Origin of the sequence: Enterobacter soli, from assembly GCF_964208575.1 — a bacterium.
Lineage (GTDB): Bacteria > Pseudomonadota > Gammaproteobacteria > Enterobacterales > Enterobacteriaceae > Enterobacter > Enterobacter soli_A.
Genome location: NZ_CAXOFU010000001.1, coordinates 168,714 through 183,749 on the forward strand (window position 1 = coordinate 168,714; position 15,036 = coordinate 183,749).

12 protein-coding genes are annotated in these 15,036 nt (G+C 57.9%); 4 read left to right on the forward strand and 8 right to left on the reverse strand.

Annotation, left to right across the window (positions count from 1 at the left end):
- Position 1 precedes the first annotated feature (1 nt).
- The 3 genes from yqjA to AB6V08_RS00840 form a co-directional block, all read right to left on the reverse strand.
- A complete protein-coding gene (yqjA, locus tag AB6V08_RS00830; RefSeq protein WP_368540774.1) occupies positions 2-664 on the reverse strand; it encodes a DedA family general envelope maintenance protein YqjA in 663 nt (220 codons plus the stop codon).
- 343 nt (positions 665-1,007) lie between these two features.
- Complete coding sequence (exuR, locus tag AB6V08_RS00835; RefSeq protein WP_368540775.1) at positions 1,008-1,784, reverse strand: transcriptional regulator ExuR; 777 nt, start codon at positions 1,782-1,784, stop codon at positions 1,008-1,010.
- Between the two features lie 117 nt (positions 1,785-1,901).
- Positions 1,902-3,200 (reverse strand): MFS transporter, encoded by a 1,299-nt coding sequence (locus tag AB6V08_RS00840; protein ID WP_368540776.1) that lies wholly within the window; start codon positions 3,198-3,200, stop codon positions 1,902-1,904.
- A gap of 474 nt (positions 3,201-3,674) precedes the next feature.
- On the opposite strand from AB6V08_RS00840, the gene uxaC reads away from it, so the two are divergent.
- The 3 genes from uxaC to AB6V08_RS00855 all read left to right on the forward strand — a co-directional run bounded on the left by uxaC (position 3,675) and on the right by AB6V08_RS00855 (position 7,225).
- Positions 3,675-5,087: a glucuronate isomerase gene (gene uxaC, locus AB6V08_RS00845; RefSeq protein WP_368540777.1), complete on the forward strand. Its 1,413-nt coding sequence runs from the start codon at positions 3,675-3,677 to the stop codon at positions 5,085-5,087.
- Positions 5,088-5,104: 17 nt separating this feature from the next.
- Positions 5,105-6,592, forward strand: coding sequence for a UxaA family hydrolase (locus AB6V08_RS00850; protein ID WP_368540778.1), 1,488 nt, complete (start codon positions 5,105-5,107; stop codon positions 6,590-6,592).
- Positions 6,593-6,670: 78 nt separating this feature from the next.
- Complete coding sequence (locus AB6V08_RS00855) at positions 6,671-7,225, forward strand: YgjV family protein (RefSeq protein ID WP_368540779.1); 555 nt, start codon at positions 6,671-6,673, stop codon at positions 7,223-7,225.
- A 17-nt stretch (positions 7,226-7,242) separates the two neighbouring features.
- On the opposite strand, the gene sstT is transcribed toward AB6V08_RS00855, so the two are convergent.
- The 4 genes from sstT to AB6V08_RS00875 form a co-directional block, all read right to left on the reverse strand.
- Positions 7,243-8,484 (reverse strand): serine/threonine transporter SstT, encoded by a 1,242-nt coding sequence (sstT, locus tag AB6V08_RS00860; RefSeq protein WP_368540780.1) that lies wholly within the window; start codon positions 8,482-8,484, stop codon positions 7,243-7,245.
- Between the two features lie 227 nt (positions 8,485-8,711).
- Positions 8,712-9,677: a TerC family protein gene (locus tag AB6V08_RS00865; RefSeq protein ID WP_368540781.1), complete on the reverse strand. Its 966-nt coding sequence runs from the start codon at positions 9,675-9,677 to the stop codon at positions 8,712-8,714.
- Between the two features lie 257 nt (positions 9,678-9,934).
- The gene (locus AB6V08_RS00870; RefSeq protein ID WP_368540782.1) at positions 9,935-10,933 is read right to left on the reverse strand and encodes a Gfo/Idh/MocA family protein; all 999 of its coding nucleotides are present in this window, start codon (positions 10,931-10,933) and stop codon (positions 9,935-9,937) included.
- A gap of 195 nt (positions 10,934-11,128) precedes the next feature.
- Positions 11,129-11,629, reverse strand: a complete 501-nt coding sequence (locus AB6V08_RS00875) for a YgjP-like metallopeptidase domain-containing protein (RefSeq protein WP_368540783.1) — start codon at positions 11,627-11,629, stop codon at positions 11,129-11,131.
- Positions 11,630-11,735: 106 nt separating this feature from the next.
- Between AB6V08_RS00875 and rlmG the strand changes: the two genes are divergently transcribed.
- On the forward strand, positions 11,736-12,872 hold the full coding sequence (gene rlmG / locus AB6V08_RS00880) for a 23S rRNA (guanine(1835)-N(2))-methyltransferase RlmG (protein WP_368540784.1): 1,137 nt from the start codon (positions 11,736-11,738) through the stop codon (positions 12,870-12,872).
- Between the two features lie 110 nt (positions 12,873-12,982).
- Here the strand turns inward: rlmG and AB6V08_RS00885 are convergent, their stop codons facing one another.
- On the reverse strand, positions 12,983-15,004 hold the full coding sequence (locus tag AB6V08_RS00885) for an oxidoreductase (RefSeq protein WP_368540785.1): 2,022 nt from the start codon (positions 15,002-15,004) through the stop codon (positions 12,983-12,985).
- Positions 15,005-15,036 lie beyond the last annotated feature (32 nt).

The window sequence follows — 15,036 nt, forward strand, 5'->3', positions numbered from 1 at the left end:
GTTAACCCTTGGCCCCGTATTTTTTCTTCCACAGGACAAACAGCGACCCTACCAGGCCAAACACCAGCAGAACGACCGGCAGCAGCATCAGGCAGGACATCAGCTGGTCTTCATATTTCATAAAGACCGGGGTTTTGCCGAGCGCATAGCCCAGGGTCGTCAGGATCAGAACCCACAGCAGGCCGCTCATCCAGTTAAAGAACTGGAAGCGAGCGCTGCTCAGCCCGGAAAGCCCGGCGATGGTCGGCAGCAGAGTACGCACGAACGCGATAAAGCGGCCAATCAGCAGCGCAGACAGCCCGTGCTTGTGGAACAGGTGATGCGCGCGCTGGTGATAGTGCGCCGGAAGATGTGAAAGCCAGTTTTGCACGATGCGCGTATTGCCAAGCCATCGCCCCTGGATATAGCTCACCCAGCAGCCAAGGCTGGCGGCGATGGTGAGTAACAAGACGGTCTGCGGGAAGGCCATGGCCCCTTTAGCGCAAAGCACACCAACCAGAACCAGCAGGCTGTCGCCAGGCAAGAAAGCGGCAGGCAGTAATCCGTTTTCAAGAAACAGGATCATAAATAAAACGAAATAGAGCATACCAATCATGGATGGATTGGCCAGCGTTTCGAAGTCCTGAGCCCATAAGGCATGCAGTAGTTGGGTCAAAAGTTCCATTCAGTGTTCCTGGAAATCGGTTAACGTCACGCCTGTTATCCGGGAAAAACAGCACGGCGACAGTTTTATAATTTCATTATGGTCGCTCGCGGACACGTTGTGGTGGCCAGAACTGTTCCCTGTTAAATGGCTGGTTGGCAAGCACTAACTTACAAAAAAGCAAAGTGAATCCAATTGTAACAAAGCCCAAGGTTCTGCGTCATAGAATTTGCATGGGGCGGAATGATTTTGGCTTAAGGACTGGAGGGGAGCGAGAGGATTTACACAGGCTGACACTATATATGTTTTGCTTACCCACTCGTGCCGGAAGGCGCAGCGGCGCGCCTGCCAGCAGAAAGGGAAACTATTTTGCGAGACTGGATGCGGTATCGAGATGAACGACGGGATTATCCGCAAAAAGATAGCGGTCGGCGTTGAATTCGAAGTCGTCGCTGGTTTCGTTGAACAGCATCTGCTTGGTGTTTTCAAGGTGCTGCCACATCGCCAGTTTGGCGGCGTGCGGATCTTTGCGAATCAGCGCTTTAAGAATCTGGTCATGATCGTCACACCAGTTGTCCACGGTGCGAGAATCGATGTGATCGTGCAGTTTTTTCCAGTACGGGTTATGAACGCGCTGAGTCCACATTTTTTCAACGATTGCCGCCAGCGCAGTATTCTGGGTCGCGAGCGCAACCTGAACGTGGAACTGCAAATCCCACTCTGAATCGCGGAAACATTTTTCCTTACGCGCATTCTCCTGGATTTCCATCAGCTTCATGATGTCCTGCTTGGTCACCTGGGTAGCGGCGAATTCGGCAATGTTGCTTTCAATAAGCTGACGAGCCTGGAGCAGTTCGAACGGGCCGTAGCTGGCGAATTCGAGGCTTTCGTCCGGCGCCGGGGAGTGTTTTGCCTGGCTGGAAATCACGTGGATGCCGGAACCTTTGCGAACCTCAACGTAGCCTTCCACTTCCAGCATGATGATGGCTTCGCGCACCACGGTGCGGCTGACGCTTTTTTCATCTGCGATGAAGCGCTCGGCGGGAAGTTTGTCACCGACAAGATAGACACCCTGCTCGATGCGATCTTTCAGCTCGGCAGCAAGTTGCTGATATAAACGGCGTGATTCGGTGATTTCCATATGCGCTCCAGGCAGGGTACGACGGAATATTTGTTATACCACTTTTGCGAGCCAGTCTCCAGATTTCGCCATCAAAAAAGCCGCCCGGAGGCGGCTTCTGAGGTCAACAGATTGACGCTAACTTTGGGTCGCCGGTCCCCCAAGGGACTCTTTCTGTAGCTCATCTGCGGACTTGCTTTTCAGCACCGTCCAGATAACCACCGCACCCAGCAGGTCGAAGATAGCCAGTACCGCGAACAGCGGACTGAAGCCGATGGTGTCCGCCAGCGCACCCACGACCAGGGCGAACATGGTACTTGCGGTCCAGGCGGCCATACCGGTCAGGCCGTTGGCGGTTGCCACTTCGTTACGACCGAAGACGTCAGAAGAGAGGGTAATCAGCGCGCCAGACAGGGACTGGTGAGCAAAACCACCGATGCACAGCAGGGCGATTGCCACGTAAGGGCTGGTGAACAGGCCGATCATGCCCGGGCCAATCATCAGCAGCGCGCCCATGGTTACTACCATTTTACGGGAAACAATCAGGTTCACGCCGAACCAGCGCTGGAACAGCGGTGGCAGGTAGCCGCCGACGATACAGCCGAGGTCAGCGAACAGCATTGGCATCCAGGCGAACATGGCGATCTCTTTCAGGTTAAAGCCGTAGACTTTAAACATGAACAGCGGGATCCAGGCGTTGAACGTCCCCCAGGCCGGTTCTGCCAGGAAGCGCGGCAGGGCGATACCCCAGAACTGACGGGTGCCCAGGATCTGCCAGACGCTCATTTTCTTGCCGTTGTCGGTCTGGTGCTGAGATTCCTGACCACCAATGATGTAGTCACGCTCTTCGTCAGACAGTTTTTTCTGATCGCGCGGGTGTTTGTAGAAAATCAGCCACGCCATTGCCCACGCAAAGCTCAGCACGCCGGAGATGATGAACGCCATCTGCCAGCTGTGCATCACGATAGCCCACACCACCAGCGGCGGCGCAATCATCGCACCAATAGAGGAACCCACGTTGAAGTAACCGACGGCGATTGAACGCTCTTTCGCCGGGAACCACTCGGAGCTGGCTTTCAGACCCGCAGGGATCATCGCCGCTTCTGCTGCACCAACGGCACCGCGCGCCAGCGCCAGGCCGCCCCAGCTGCCTGCCAGCGCGGTGGCGCCGCAGAAGACTGCCCAGGCGACGGCGAAGAAGGCATAACCGATTTTGGTGCCAAGGATATCAAGGACATAACCAGCAACAGGCTGCATTATGGTGTAAGCCGCGGAATAGGCAGCAATGATGTAGGAGTATTGCTGTGTGGAGATGTGTAATTCTTCCATCAGCGTTGGAGCCGCTGCTGCCACGGTGTTACGTGTCAGGTAGCCCAGCACGGTGCCCAGCGTCACCAGTGCAATCATGTACCAACGTAACCCTTTAATTTTACGCATGTAAAACCTCATCGTTATGTTATTTCCGCACCGGGGTGCGGCAACATCTCAACCGTTTCCGGGAGCTGTTCTGTAACGGGAGGGGCGTAACCGGGAGAATGTCCCGGAACGGCCCGAACCTTGCCATAAGTAATCGTGCATAAGTCGGTATCCGTACCGTTAAATCCGATGTTTTCCACCGGGAATGCATTCCGTCGGCTTAGTGTTTGCGACGGCGAAAAGATAACTTGTCATACAACTTTAAAAGGTGAGTGACATCACAAATGTGTGATTCTTTGTAGGGACATTATCAACGGCAGGGGAAGCCAGTACTGGCGCGGCCTGGACGAGGGTTTACTCCTTTGAGGATAATTTATTTGTCGGTGTTTATTGATCTAACTCACGAAAAAAACTTCGGCCTCTGGAAATTGGTGTGATAACTTTGCAGCATCTGAACATAAGCTTTCCGACGCTCTCGTTAAGAGGAAGACGATAATGACGCCGTTTATGACCGAAGATTTTCTGTTAGATACCGAATTTGCCCGCCGCCTGTACCACGACTACGCAAAAGACCAGCCAATTTTCGACTACCACTGCCACTTACCGCCGCAGCAGGTTGCCGAAAATTACCGTTTCAAAAACCTGTATGACATCTGGCTGAAGGGTGACCACTATAAATGGCGCGCGATGCGCACCAACGGCGTGGCCGAGCGCCTGTGCACCGGCGATGCGTCTGACCGCGAGAAGTTTGACGCCTGGGCGGCAACCGTGCCGCACACCATCGGCAACCCGTTATACCACTGGACGCACCTCGAACTGCGCCGTCCGTTCGGGATCACCGGTAAGCTGCTTTCTCCTTCTACCGCGGATGAAATCTGGAACCAGTGCAACGAGCTGCTGGCCCAGGAGCAGTTCTCTGCGCGCGGCATCATGAAGCAGATGAACGTGAAGATGGTTGGCACCACCGACGACCCAATTGATTCGCTCGAGCACCACGCGGTAGTCGCTAAAGACACCTCGTTTGACATCAAAGTGCTGCCAAGCTGGCGCCCGGATAAAGCGTTCAACATTGAGCAGGCCACCTTCAACGACTATATGACCAAGCTGGCGGAAGTGTCTGATACCGACATTCGTCGTTTCGCCGATCTGCAAACCGCGCTGACCAAACGTCTGGATCACTTCGCGGCGCACGGCTGTAAAGTCTCTGACCACGCGCTGGACGTGGTGCTGTTCGCGGAATCTAACGAAGCCGAGCTGGACAGCATTCTGGCGCGTCGCCTCTCCGGCGAATCTCTCAGTGAACACGAAGTCGCCCAGTTCAAAACGGCGGTGCTGGTGTTCCTGGGGGCGGAATACGCCCGTCGCGGATGGGTACAGCAGTACCACATCGGTGCGCTGCGCAATAACAACCAGCGTCAGTTCAAGCTGCTGGGCGCGGACGTCGGCTTCGACTCCATCAACGATCGCCCGCTGGCGGAAGAGCTGTCCAAACTGCTGAGCAAGCAGAACGAACAAAACCTGCTGCCTAAAACCATCCTGTACTGCCTGAACCCGCGCGATAACGAAGTGCTCGGCACCATGATCGGCAACTTCCAGGGCGAAGGGATGCCGGGCAAGATGCAGTTCGGCTCCGGCTGGTGGTTCAACGATCAGAAAGACGGCATGGAGCGTCAGATGACGCAGCTGGCGCAGCTGGGCCTGTTAAGCCGCTTTGTAGGGATGCTGACCGACAGCCGCAGCTTCTTGTCCTATACCCGCCACGAATACTTCCGCCGCATTCTGTGCCAGATGATCGGCCGCTGGGTGCAGGCAGGTGAAGCGCCGGCAGATATTCAGCTGCTGGGCGAAATGGTGAGAAACATCTGCTTTAACAATGCGCGCGATTACTTCGCCATTGAACTGAACTAAGCCCGTTAGAGGTTGATATGCAATACATCAAAATCCATTCGCTGGATAACGTTGCCGTCGCGCTGGCCGATCTGACCGAAGGCGCAGCGGTGACCGTGGAGAACCAGACCGTCACGCTGCGTCAGGCGATTGCACGCGGGCATAAGTTTGCCGTGTCCCCTATCGCCAAAGGGGAAAACGTTGTTAAGTACGGTTTGCCTATCGGTCATGCGCTGGTGGATATTGCGCCGGGTGAACACATTCATTCCCACAATACCCGCACCAATCTGAGCGATCTGGACGAGTATAGCTATCAACCTGATTTCCAGGCCGAAGCAGGGCAGGCGGCGGATCGTGAGGTTCAGATCTACCGCCGCGCCAACGGCGACGTGGGGATCCGCAACGAGCTTTGGATCCTCCCGACCGTCGGCTGCGTAAACGGCATCGCGCGTCAGATCCAGACGCGTTTCCTGAAGGAAACCAACGACGCCGAAGGCACCGACGGCGTGCATCTGTTCAGCCACACCTACGGCTGTTCTCAGCTGGGTGATGACCACATCAATACCCGCACCATGCTGCAAAACATGGTGCGCCACCCGAACGCGGGCGCGGTGCTGGTGATTGGCCTGGGCTGCGAAAACAACCAGGTGGACGCCTTCCGCGAAACGCTGGGCGAGTTCGATCCTGACCGCGTGCATTTTATGGTGTGTCAGCATCAGGACGACGAGGTGGAAGCCGGTCTTAAGCAGCTTCACCAGCTGTATGAGGTGATGCGCCACGACAAACGCGAGCCGGGCAAGCTGAGCGAGCTGAAGTTTGGTCTGGAGTGCGGCGGGTCGGACGGCCTTTCCGGTATTACCGCGAACCCGATGCTGGGGCGCTTCTCGGACTACATGATTGCTAACGGCGGCACCACCGTGCTGACCGAAGTGCCGGAAATGTTCGGCGCTGAACGTATTCTGATGAGCCACTGCCGCGACGAAGCGACGTTCGAGAAGACCGTCACCATGGTGAACGACTTCAAGCAGTACTTCATCGCCCATAACCAGCCGATCTACGAGAACCCCTCGCCGGGCAACAAGGCGGGCGGGATCACCACGCTGGAAGAAAAATCCCTCGGATGCACCCAGAAAGCAGGAGCCAGCCAGGTGGTGGACGTTCTGCGCTACGGCGAACGCCTGAAAACCCACGGCCTGAACCTGCTGAGCGCCCCGGGTAACGACGCGGTGGCCACCAGCGCGCTGGCCGGCGCGGGCTGCCACATGGTGCTGTTCAGCACCGGACGCGGTACGCCTTACGGCGGCTTTGTGCCGACGGTGAAAATTGCCACCAACAGCGAGCTGGCGGCGAAGAAAAAGCACTGGATCGACTTCGACGCGGGCCAGCTTATCCACGGTAAAGCGATGCCGCAGCTGCTGACCGAATTTGTCGATACCATTGTGGAATTCGCCAACGGCAAGCCGACCTGTAACGAGAAAAACGACTTCCGCGAGCTGGCGATTTTCAAAAGCGGCGTCACGCTGTAGGTCTTAATGCTTTAAATCCGAAACGGCGTTTCATACAATGAAGCGCCGTTTCTTTTTGCCTGAACACAGGACACCTTCATGACCGCGTATTGGCTGGCCCAGGGCGTTGGCGTCATCGCCTTTCTGATTGGCATTACCACCTTCATCAACCGCGACGAGCGGAAGTTCAAAATCCAGCTCTCCGTCTACAGCGCCGTCATCGGCGTGCATTTTTTTCTGATGGGCGCGTTTCCCGCGGGCGCCAGCGCGATGCTCAATACCGTGCGCACGCTGATCACCCTCAAAACCCGCAGCCTGTGGGTGATGGCGATCTTTATCGTGTTGACCGGGGGGATTGGGCTGGCGAAGTTTCACCATCCGATTGAGCTGCTGCCGGTGATCGGCACCATCGTCAGTACCTGGGCGCTGTTTCGCAGCAAAGGCCTGACCATGCGCTGCATTATCTGGTGCTCAACCTGCTGCTGGGTGATCCATAACTTCTGGCTGGGGTCGATTGGCGGGACGCTGATTGAAGGCAGTTTTCTGATAATGAACGGGCTGAACATCATTCGCTTCTGGCGCATGCAGCGGCGCGGTATCGATCCGTTCAAAGTGGAAAAACAGGTGCAGGAAGAGAGCCCCACCGTCCGCTGACGGAAGGGCTTGCGGCATTAGCTGCGCAGGGCGTTCTTCGCTAAGCGCGCGTCTTCGGCCTGGCACACCGCGGCGGTAAACATCACGTCGGTGGAGGAGTTGATCGCGGTTTCGCAGGAGTCCTGCAGCACGCCGATGATGAAGCCGACGGCCACCACCTGCATGGCGATTTCGTTCGGGATGCCGAACATGTTACAGGCCAGCGGGATCAGCAGCAGAGAGCCGCCCGCCACGCCGGACGCGCCGCAGGCGCAGAGCGCCGCAACTACGCTTAACAGCAGCGCGGTGGGCAGATCCACCGGAATGCCCAGCGTATGCACCGCCGCCAGGGTCAGCACCGTAATGGTGATCGCCGCGCCGGCCATGTTGACGGTCGCGCCCAGCGGAATCGATACGGAATAGGTATCGCGATCCAGATTCAGCTTTTCACACAGCGACATATTCACCGGAATATTCGCCGCCGAGCTGCGGGTAAAGAACGCGGTCACGCCGCTTTCACGCAGGCACAGCATCACCAGCGGATACGGGTTACGGCGGGTTTGCAGGAACACCAGCAGCGGGTTAATCACCAGCGCGACCACCGCCATACAGCCAATCAGCACCAGCAGCAGCTGGGCGTAGCCCCACAGCGCGCCGAACCCGGTGGTTGCCAGCGTGGAGGCCACCAGGCCGAAGATACCCAACGGTGCAAAACGGATCACCAGCGTCACGATAAAGGTCACGGCGTTGGAGAAATCAGTGATCAGGTTTTTGGTGGTGTCGTTGCTGTGGCGCAGGGCAAAGCCCAGGCCCACCGCCCACACCAGAATGCCGATGTAGTTGGCGTTAATCAGCGCGTGGATCGGGTTAGCGACAATGCTCATCAGCAGGCCGTGCATCACTTCAACGATGCCCGCCGGCGGGGTGATATCGGTCGCGCCCGTGGTCAGCTGCAGCGTTGACGGGAAAATGAAGCTCACCACCACCGCGGTCAGCGCGGCGGAGAAGGTGCCGAGCAGGTACATCCACAGGATAGGGCGAATATTGGTTTTTTGCCCCTGCTGATGGTTGGCGATGGAGGCCATGACCAGCGTCAGCACCAGAACCGGCGCAACCGCTTTAAGCGCGCCGACAAACAGCGTGCCGAGCAGCCCGGTGGCCTCTGCAGCAGGTTTTGAGATAAGCGCGAGCGCAACGCCCAGCACCAGGCCTACCAGTATTTGCTTAACGAGGCTGCCGCGCGTAAGACGCGCCAGCAGACCAGAAGATTGCATGGTCATGAGTGTTCCTTAAGTGAAATTGCGTTCCATCCCGGATGTGCTCTTAGTCACATTTATTTCCGGATGTAAGTAAATGTTTGCCTGGATGAGTATAGGGAAAGTGCGGGCGGAAGAAAGCGTAAAATGCTGGATTTTACGTGTTGCATCATATTTTTTAACTGTAAATTCACAAAATCACTTTTCGCCCTCTCCCGGCGGGAGAGGGCATCAGGTCACTCAGAACGGCACTAAACCTGCTGCTTCTTATCGTGCTGGCGGTTAACCCAGGTGTTGATAATCAGCGTCACGATCAGAATGCCAAACACCACGCCGAGCGAAATGGCGATCGGGATATGGTAGAAATCGACAATCAGCATCTTGATACCGATAAACACCAGAATCACCGACAGGCCGTACTTCAGCATCGAGAAGCGCTCTGCCGCGCCCGCCAGCAGGAAGTACATCGCACGCAGGCCCAGGATGGCGAACAGGTTGGAGGTCAACACGATGAACGGATCGGTTGTCACCGCGAAAATCGCCGGGATGCTGTCCACCGCGAAGATGACGTCGCTCAGCTCAACCAGAATCAGCACCAGCAGCAGCGGCGTGGCGAACAGCAGGCCATTCTTACGCACGAAGAAGTGCTCGGTTTCGATTTTGTCGGTCATGCGCAGGTGGCCGCGGATCCACTTCACCAAAGGGCGATCGCCAATCGCGGAGCCGTCTTCTTTTGCAAGCGCCATCTTGATCCCGGTGAACAGCAGGAACGCGCCGAAGACGTACAGCAGCCATTCGAACTGGGTAATCAGCCAGCTGCCGGCGAAGATCATGATGGTACGCAGGATAATCGCCCCCAGCACGCCGTACACCAGCACCCTGCGCTGCAGCGAAGCAGGCACGGCGAAGTAGCTGAACAGCATCAGCCAGACGAAGACGTTATCGACCGCAAGGGCTTTTTCAATCAGATAGCCGGTAAGGAAGGCGAGCGCCTGAGGATCGGCCACCGCACGGCCTTCGGTTGAGGCCAGATACCACCAGAAGGCGGCGCAGAAGAGTAAAGAGAGGGTAACCCACACCAGCGACCAGGCGGCGGCCTGCTTCATGGACATGCCATGCGCGCCGCGGCGCCCCTGCAAAAAGAGGTCGATCGCCAGCATGATGAGCACGACAACCGCGAATCCGCCCCACAACATTGGAGTGCCGACAGAATGCATACTATTTTCCTTACGCGTAAAAAACAAAAACGGCTATGGTCAGAAGACGATAGCCGTTACGCTTTTTATGCATAGACCTCGCCTTCCGGCAAGGTCTCACTTACAACCAAACGCTGCTGGTTGCCCGGCGACCGGATGCGGGATTAAACGCATCGTAATGACGATCCACCGGCAAGGAAGTTACTCCCCTTTGCGGGTAACAAAATATGTCAGGCCATTGGATTCGTCAATGGTTCGCACAAATTCATTACACAGCTTTACGCGATAGCTTCCGCGTTCACGCCGTCTGCCGGGAACACCACGCCGGTCTGACGGCGGATCTCCGTTTGCAGCTTCGCCGTGGTGCGGCTTACCGCCAGCCCAGGGTGATTCACCTCATTGTCTTCAACCAGACGCGCAAAAACCTCTGCCTCATAGAGCATAGTGTTTATATGCTGAGGCTGCGTCAGCTCCTGCGCCTTACCGCCGCGCGGCACAAAGCTCAGCTTCTGGCACTCCGAAATCTTCTCGATTACCAGCGAGCCGGCTTCACCCTGAATCTCGCTCGGCAGCACCGAATCGCTGACTTTGGAGTGTTGCAGCGTGACGCTGAAATCGCCGTAGTCCAGCACCACCAGGCCGTGCGCGTCCACGCCGCTGTCCAGCAGGCTGGCGGTCGCCGTCACGCCGTGCGGCTCGCCCCACAGCGCCACCGCTGAGGCCAGACAGTAAAAGCCGATGTCCATAATCGAGCCGTTAGAGAACTCAGGATTGAAGGTGTTCGGGTTTTCGCCGTCCAGATAGCGCTGATAGCGCGACGAGTACTGGCAATAGTTAATGAACGCCTTACGCACCTTGCCGATCTTCGGCAGGGACTGCTGCAACAGCAGGAAGTTGGGCAGGCTGGCGGTTTTGAAGGCTTCGAACAGCACCACCTGGTTTTCACGCGCCAGCGCAATGGCGGCTTCCACTTCCTGAACGTTCGAGGCCAGCGGCTTCTCGCAAATCACGTGCTTTTTGTGGCTGAGGAACAGTTTGGTTTGCGGGAAGTGCAGGGAGTTCGGGCTGGCAATATAAACCGCGTCAATGTCTTCGCTTTGCGCCATCGCGTCGAGCGAGGTAAAGAGATGCTCAACCAGATAGTCATTCGCAAAGGTCTGCGCCTGTTCAAGGCTGCGGGAATAGACCGCGGTGAGCTTAAATTTGCCGGTTTCGTGGGCGGCGTCGACGAACTGGCGGGTGATCCAGTTCGTTCCAATGACTGCGAAACGTATCATAAACGTTTACGTACTCCGTAGCTGGGAACCTTTAGCCACTGTAGCACGTGATTGTTGCAAAACCAGTGCGCTATTCCGCATCCCCGTCATTATTCAGACTGCCGCTGCGTTGGCTTTCCTCGCTCACCCCAGTCACTTACTGATGTAAGCTCCTGGGGATTCACTGCGTCGCCGCCTTGCGGCAACCTGAATACTTTAGGGGAGACTATTTAACGATAAATGCGTAAGCCACAGGCGGGTATCAAACTCCAGCTGGTGGTACTGCGGCTCCATGTGGCAGCACAGGGAGTAGAACGCCTTGTCGTGCTCTTTCTCTTTCAGGTGCGCGAGTTCGTGTACCACGATCATCCGTAGAAACGCTTCTGGCGCATTTCGGAACACGGTCGCCACGCGGATTTCCGCTTTGGCTTTCAGCTTGCCGCCCTGCACGCGGGAAATCGCGGTATGCAGGCCAAGGGCGTTCTTCAGTACGTGGATCTTATTGTCGTACATGACCTTATTGATCGGCGGGGCGCTCTTCAGATACCGGCTTTTCAGATCCTGCGTATACTGCCAGAGGGCTTTGTCTGTCGCGAAATCGTGGGTGCCGGGATAGCGTTTTTCCAGCACCGCGCCGAGCTTCTGCTCGGCAATCAGGCTGCGAACCTGAGAAAGTAAATGCTCCGGGTAGCCCTGGAGATAAGTAAGTTGGTTCATCAAAAGCCCATAAGTTGGTGCATCAAAAGCCCAAAGCAATGTGAAAACGGGTATACTCACGCACCCTTTTCAGGGATACGCCAAATTTTACCATTCAGGAGGGCCGATGAGCCACTTAGACAACGGTTTCCGTTCACTCAACCTTAAACGTTTCCCGGAAACGGACGACGTAAACCCGCTTCAGGCGTGGGAAGCGGCGGATGAATATCTGCTGCAACAGTTGGATGACGCTGAAATCCGCGGCCCGGTGCTGATCCTGAATGACGCCTTCGGCGCGCTTGGCTGCGCCCTGGCGGAACACACCCCGTACAGCATCGGCGACTCCTACCTGAGCGAGCTGGCGACGCGTGAAAACCTGCGCCATAACGATCTCGAAGAGTCGAGCGTGAAGTTCCTCGACAGCACCGCGGACTACCCGCAGGCGCCGGGCGTGGTGCTGATCAAAGTGCCAAAAACCATGGCGCTGCTGGAACAGCAGCTGCGCGCGCTGCGCAAGGTGGTGACGCCAGAAACCCGCATTATCGCGGGAGCGAAGGCGCGCGATATTCACACTTCGACGCTGGAACTGTTCGAGAAAGTGCTCGGCCCAACCACCACCACGCTGGCGTGGAAAAAGGCGCGCCTGATTAACTGCACCTTCAGCGCACCTGAGCTGGCCGACGCGCCGGAAACCCTGAGCTGGAAGCTGGAAGGCACCGACTGGACTATCCACAACCACGCGAACGTGTTCTCCCGCACCGGGCTGGACATTGGCGCACGCTTCTTCATTGAGCATCTGCCGGAAAATCTGGAAGGCGAGATCGTTGACCTGGGCTGCGGTAACGGCGTGATTGGCCTGACGCTGCTGGCGAAGAACCCGGAAGCCAATGTGGTGTTTAGCGATGAGTCGCCGATGGCGGTGGCATCAAGCCGCATGAACGTTGAGCTGAACATGCCGGACGCGCTGGACCGCTGCGAGTTTATGATCAACAACGCGCTGTCGGGCGTCGAGCCGTTCCGCTTCAACGCCGTGTTCTGCAACCCGCCGTTCCACCAGAAGCACGCCCTGACGGATAACGTCGCCTGGGAGATGTTCCACCACGCGCGCCGCTGCCTGAAAATCAACGGCGAGCTGTACATCGTGGCGAACCGCCACCTGGACTATTTCCACAAGCTGAAGAAGATCTTCGGTAACTGCGTCACCGTTGCGACCAACAACAAGTTCGTGGTGCTGAAAGCGGTGAAGCTGGGGCGTCGTCGTTAACTGCGGCCTGATGCCCTCACCCCGGCCCTCTCCCACGGGGAGAGGGAGCAAACACTAAAAACGGCAACTGGGTTGCCGTTTTGCTTTTACCCTGGCCACCGGGTAAGAAATCAAATCTCTAATGCCAGTGCCGTTCCCTGCGCAATTGCCCGCCGGGCATCAAGCTCCATCGCCACGTCGCACCCGCCAATCAAATGCACCGTTTTACCCGCTTCGCGCAGCGGCTCCGCAAGATCGCGCTTCGGCTCCTGCCCGGCACATAAAATAACGTGATCCACCGCCAGCAGCTGCGGCTCGCCGCCGATCGTGACGTGTAACCCTTCGTCGTCGATCTTGTCGTAGCTCACCGCCGGGATCATCTTCACCCCGCGGGAGAGCAGGGTGGCGCGGTGGATCCAGCCGGTGGTTTTGCCCAGGCCTTCGCCCGGCTTGCTGGCCTTGCGCTGGAGCATCACGATCTGGCGCGGGCTTTTCGGTAGCTGCGGGCCCTCCGGGCGCAGGCCGCCGGACTGGCTAAGGCTGGTGTCGATTCCCCATTCCACGCAAAACTCGGCGATGTTCTGGCTGGTGGCCTCGCCCGGCTGGCTTAAGTACATCGCCGTATCAAAGCCGATCCCGCCGCAGCCGACGATCGCTACCTTCTCGCCGACCGAGACTTTGTCGCGCAGCACGTCGAGATAGCTCAATACCTTCGGATGATCGATACCCGCGATCGCCGGGACGCGCGGAGCGATCCCGCTGGCCAGGATCACCTCGTCGAAACCGATTAGATCCGCCGCGCTAACAAACTGGTTAAGCCGCAGATCGACCCCGGTTAGCTCGATCGTTCGGCGGTAGTAGCGCAGGGTTTCGTAGAACTCTTCTTTGCCGGGGATCTGTTTGGCGATATTAAACTGCCCACCGATCTCCGCCGCGGCGTCGAACAGCGTCACGCTGTGCCCGCGCGCGGCGGCGTTGACGGCGAACGCCAGCCCGGCCGGGCCCGCGCCGACCACCGCCAGCCGCTTTTTGTGCGTCGCCGGAACGATCGGCATTTTGGTTTCGTGGCAGGCGCGCGGGTTGACCAGGCACGAGGTCACTTTGCCCACGAAGATCTGGTCCAGACACGCCTGGTTGCAGCCGATGCAGGTGTTGATCTCATCCGCGCGGCCGCTCTGCGCTTTAGACAGCAGCTCGGCGTCGGCGAGGAACGGACGCGCCATCGACACCATATCCGCATCGCCGCGGCTCAGCAGATCGTCCGCCACCTGCGGATCGTTAATGCGGTTGGTGGTGACCAGCGGAATGGCGACTTTGCCCTTCAGCTTGCGCGTCACCCAGCTAAACGCCCCGCGCGGCACCGGGGTGGCGATGGTCGGAATGCGCGCCTCGTGCCAGCCGATGCCGGTATTGATGATGGTCGCGCCCGCCGCTTCGATGGCCTGCGCCAGCTGCACGGTTTCGTCGAAGGTGCCACCGCCCTCCACCAGATCGAGCATCGACAGGCGGAAGACGATAATAAAGTCAGCGCCCGCCCGCTCGCGCACGGCGCGGACGACCTCCACGGCAAAGCGCATGCGCCGCGCGTAATCCCCGCCCCATTCGTCGTCGCGCTGGTTGGTGCGGGCGGCGAGAAATTCGTTGATCAGATAGCCTTCGGAGCCCATCACCTCCACGCCGTCGTATCCCGCTTCCCGCGCCAGCGCCGCACAGCGGGCGAAGTCGTCGATCAGGGTGAGGATCTCGTCGTGGCTCAGGGCGTGGGGTTTGAAGCGGTTGATCGGCGCCTGGATGGCGGAGGGGGCAACCAGATTCGGCTGGTAGCTATAGCGCCCGGTATGCAGAATTTGCAGGGCGATTTTGCCGCCCTCTTTGTGCACCGCGTCGGTCACCACGCGATGGTGCGCCAGCTGCGCCGCATCGTTCAGCACCGCGCCGCCTTCCATGCCCACGCCGGAGGGGGAAGGGGCCACACCGCCGGTGACGATCAGCGCCACGCCGTGACGCGCGCGTTCGGCATAAAAGGCCGCCAGACGCTCGGCACCGTCCGGATGCTCTTCCAGCCCGGTGTGCATCGAGCCCATCAACACGCGGTTTTTGAGCGTTGTGAACCCCAGATCGAGGGGGGCGAATAACGACGGGTAGCGGCTCATAGTCTCTTCCAATGTAAAATTATTGTTATGTG

Coding starts and splice junctions, on each gene's coding strand:
- sstT (WP_368540780.1), bottom strand. CDS start 8,484: ATGACCATGCAATCTTCTGGTCTGCTGGCGCGTCTTACGCGCGGCAGC.
- AB6V08_RS00875 (WP_368540783.1), bottom strand. CDS start 11,629: ATGAACCAACTTACTTATCTCCAGGGCTACCCGGAGCATTTACTTTCT.
- AB6V08_RS00855 (WP_368540779.1), top strand. CDS start 6,671: ATGACCGCGTATTGGCTGGCCCAGGGCGTTGGCGTCATCGCCTTTCTG.
- exuR (WP_368540775.1), bottom strand. CDS start 1,784: ATGGAAATCACCGAATCACGCCGTTTATATCAGCAACTTGCTGCCGAG.
- rlmG (WP_368540784.1), top strand. CDS start 11,736: ATGAGCCACTTAGACAACGGTTTCCGTTCACTCAACCTTAAACGTTTC.
- yqjA (WP_368540774.1), bottom strand. CDS start 664: ATGGAACTTTTGACCCAACTACTGCATGCCTTATGGGCTCAGGACTTC.
- AB6V08_RS00885 (WP_368540785.1), bottom strand. CDS start 15,004: ATGAGCCGCTACCCGTCGTTATTCGCCCCCCTCGATCTGGGGTTCACA.
- AB6V08_RS00850 (WP_368540778.1), top strand. CDS start 5,105: ATGCAATACATCAAAATCCATTCGCTGGATAACGTTGCCGTCGCGCTG.
- uxaC (WP_368540777.1), top strand. CDS start 3,675: ATGACGCCGTTTATGACCGAAGATTTTCTGTTAGATACCGAATTTGCC.
- AB6V08_RS00840 (WP_368540776.1), bottom strand. CDS start 3,200: ATGCGTAAAATTAAAGGGTTACGTTGGTACATGATTGCACTGGTGACG.
- AB6V08_RS00870 (WP_368540782.1), bottom strand. CDS start 10,933: ATGATACGTTTCGCAGTCATTGGAACGAACTGGATCACCCGCCAGTTC.
- AB6V08_RS00865 (WP_368540781.1), bottom strand. CDS start 9,677: ATGCATTCTGTCGGCACTCCAATGTTGTGGGGCGGATTCGCGGTTGTC.